Below are 3,607 nucleotides of genomic sequence, written 5' to 3'. Positions count from 1 at the left end.
CGCGTTCGTTGCGGCCGGTGACGTCGCAACCGGCGGCGGCGCAGCCGATGACGTCGCGGACGGTGGCGCCGCAATGGCGGCGCGACGCCGGGGCGGCACGGTGCGCAATGCGGTACGCACGTGCGCGAGCAGCACGCCGGGATCGAGCGGCTTGAGCAGGAAGCGATCGGCGCCGGCATCGAGGGCGCGGATCTCGTCGGCGCTGTCGGCGCGTTCGCTCAGCAGGATCAGCGGCACGTCGTGCAGACACGCGTCGGCGCGCAGCGCACGGAGCAGCTCCAGCCCGTCGAGCCTGGGCATCAGCAGGTCGCTGACGACAAGGTCGGGCCGCACGCGGCGCGCGCACCGCAGCGCGGCCTCGCCGTCGGCGGCATCGGACACGTCGAAGTGCGTCGCGAACAGTTCGCGCAGGCGATCGCGCAGAACCGCATCGTCGTCGACGACGAGTATGCGCAGCATCGCCGCCGCGTCGTCCGCAGGCGCGGCGGAGGCGATGCGATACGTGTCGTGCCGCGCGTCCGGCACATCGGCGTCGCGCGGCACGGCAGTCGCGTCGCGGCGCGCGGCCTCGGCGCGGTGCTGCTGCAGATCGCGCAGCGCGGACTCTGTCTGCAGCCGTTGTTCGTTCAATGCCGCGGTGCGCTGCGCGACGGCGTTCTGCAGCCGGTGAAGCTGCAGCCGCGTCGAGCGCTGGCGCCAATAGGCGACGAACGCGACGGCGAGGCCGAGCAGCACGGCGCCGAGCTGCCCTGCGGCAATGCCGGCAGATTCGCCGGCCGAAGTCGGTATGCGCAGCCCCGCGGAAAGCAGCGCGGCCTCGCGCTCTTCGCGCTGCAGAGCGACGTCGCGCAGCGCCGGGAGGTCGCGCGTGCCCGTCGACGCGACGGTGTCCCGCGTGCCGCGCCGCAGATCGGTTTCCGCGCGAGCCGTGCCGGCGCAGAGCACGCAGAGTGCGAAGGCGACAGCGGCGATGGCGCTGCGCGCGGCGCGATTGAGCGGCGCCGGCCCGCTGTCGATTTGCGCGCCGCGCCGTGCGGATGCCGGCTGACGGCCTCCGTCGGAAACGATGGTGTCGCTGCCTCGCGTCACGGTTGCGTTCCCCCTCGCGTCGATCCGCCGAATGGCGGCGCGCGCGGCCGGAATGTGTCGAATTCCGGCGGCGTGCGGGGTCGATTCCACCTCAACCTCGGCAGCCGGACAATGCCTTCGTCGACAAATTTTGCATACGAATGCGCATGTCAGGGCGCGTCTGACGCGCGGGCGCGAGCGCGGTCGCGCGATGCCGAATACGGTCACACGTGCGCGCGAACGCGGCGATCCGGTGTTGTCGATCGCGGCCGTCGGACGCCGCGCATGGCGTCCGACGGCTGCCGTTGTCTTGCGCGCCGATGCGTCAGACGATTCGCCGACGCACACCACCGACACCGAGCATCAGTACTCCGAGCGCGAGCAACAGCAGCGCCGGCGGACTCGATGCGGGCGCCGGTGCCGCGGGACGCACGCTGCCGGTTGCCGACGACTGGCACGGTGCTGCCGTCGTCGACGGCGCGCAGACGCCGCCGCCGGGCAATGACACCGACACGGTGTTCGTCACCTGTGCCGGCGCCGCTGCGGCGAGCGTCGCGCTCACCGTATACGTCAGCGCGTCGCCGGCCGGCAGCGAATCGACGGTCTCGTCGATCGCACGGTTGCCGCTCGTGTTCGGACACGCGGCGCCGGTGCAGATCCAGTCGAATGCGACGATGCCGGCGGGCAGCGGATCGCTGATGCGCAGATCGGTTGCGGCAACCGCACTCGTGTTGCGCACGGCGATCGTGTACGTCGCCGTTCCGCCGGAGACCAGCGGACCCGGCGCGAGCGTCTTCGTCACGGCGAGTTCCGGCAGCGGCGGCACGCCGACCGCGCTGCTGCACGGCGGCGGTGTGTTGGCCGGCGCGCAGACGCCGTCCGGTGGCGTTGCGGTCGCAGTGTTCGTGATCTGCGCCGGTGGCGTCGCGCTGACGGCTGCGGTGACGGTGTAGGTCACGCTCGCGTTCGTCGGCAGTGTCGCGATCGTTTCGTCGATCGCGCCGGCACCGCTGGCATTCGGACAGATCGCGCCGCCGGTGCCTGCGCAGGTCCACGCGAACGCGGTGATGCCTGCGGGCACCGGATCGGTTACGTGCGTGTTCGGCGCGGCAACGGAACCGACGTTGTCGACGACGATCGTGTAGGTCACCGTGCCGCCGGGCGTCAGCACGGTCGTGTCCGCGGTCTTCGTGATGCGGACCTGCGGACCGGGCGGCACGCTCGCCGACGCGCTGCACGGCGGCGGTGTGTTGCCCGGCGCGCAGACGCCGTCCGGCGGCGCTGCGGTCGCGGTGTTCGTGATCTGTGCGGGCGGCGTCGCGCTGACGGTCGCGGTGACGGTGTAGGTGACGCGCGCGTTTGCGGGCAAGGTCGCGATCGTTTCGTCGATCGCACCGGCACCGCTCGCGTTCGGACAGATCGCGCCACCCGTGCCTGCGCAGGTCCAGGCGAACGCAGTGATGCCCGGCGGTACCGGATCGCTTACGTGCGTGTTCGGCGCTGCAACGGAACCGGCGTTGTCGACGACGATCGTGTAGGTCACCGTGCCGCCCGGCGTCAGCGACGTCGCGGACGCGGTTTTCGCGATGCTCACGCGCGGGGACGTCGGCGTCGTCGCGGTGCTGGAGCACGGCGACGGTGCGTTGTCCGGCACGCAGAGTCCGCCGGATGTCGTCGACGTCGCGGTGTTCGACACGGAGGCCGGCGGATTCGCGTCGACGGTCGCAGTGATCGTGTACATCACGTTGCCGCCGGCGGGAAAGGTCGCGAGCGTTTCGTTGATCGCGCCGCTGCCGGCGGCGTTCGGACAGAGCGCGCCGGCCGTGGCCACGCAGGTCCACGTGAAGGGTGTGGTCAGTCCGGCCGGTATCGGATCGGCGACGGTCGTGCCGCCGGCAGCCTGATTGCTGACGTTGCGCGCGGTGACGGTGTAGGTGACCGTGCCGCCCGGATCGAGCGTCGCCGCCGTCGTGCGCTTGTCCAGTTCGATGACGGGTACCGGCGACACCGCAACCGCCGCCACGCACGGCGCGGCCGTGTTCGCCGGTGTGCAGACGCCGCCGCCGGACGGTGTCGCCGACGCGGTGTTCGTCACGCTCGCGGGCGGTGCAGCCGCGATCGTCGCGGTGATCGTGTAGACGACCCAGCCGCCGGGCGGGAAAGTCGCGATCGTTTCGTTGAGCGCGCCACTGCCGCTCGCGTTCGGGCAGAGCGCACCGGCCGAGGACGCGCAGGTCCAGGCGAACGCGGTGAGGCCGGCCGGAATCGGATCGGCGAGCGTCGTGCCCGTCGCGGCGACGGAACCCGTGTTGCGCACGGTCACGGTGTAGGCGACGGAGCCGCCCGGCGTGATCGTCGTGGTGTTGGCGGTCTTCGTGATTTCGACCTGCGGCACCGGCGGCACGCTCGCCGAACTGGAACACGGCGGCGGCGTGTTGGCCGGCGAGCAGACGCCACCGGGCGGACTCGCCGTCGCGCTGTTGACGACGACGGCCGGCGGATCGGGATCGACGCTGGCGGCTATCGCATAGGTCACGGC

The 3,607-nt window shown here is 71.9% G+C and carries 2 protein-coding genes; both read right to left on the bottom strand.

What is annotated here, in order from left to right; genetic code table 11:
- Nucleotides 1-1,089 (bottom strand): response regulator (locus VLF18_RS16860; RefSeq protein ID WP_325280792.1); only part of this gene is annotated, 1,089 nt, incomplete at its 3' end.
- Between the two features lie 304 nt (nucleotides 1,090-1,393).
- On the bottom strand, nucleotides 1,394-3,607 hold a 2,214-nt coding region (locus tag VLF18_RS16855; protein WP_325280791.1), incomplete at its 5' end, for a DUF7507 domain-containing protein.

Source organism: Tahibacter sp., assembly GCF_035481375.1.
Classification (GTDB): domain Bacteria; phylum Pseudomonadota; class Gammaproteobacteria; order Xanthomonadales; family Rhodanobacteraceae; genus Tahibacter.
Note: the sequence above shows the minus strand (reverse complement) of the source record. Positions and strands in the feature narration are given on the sequence as shown.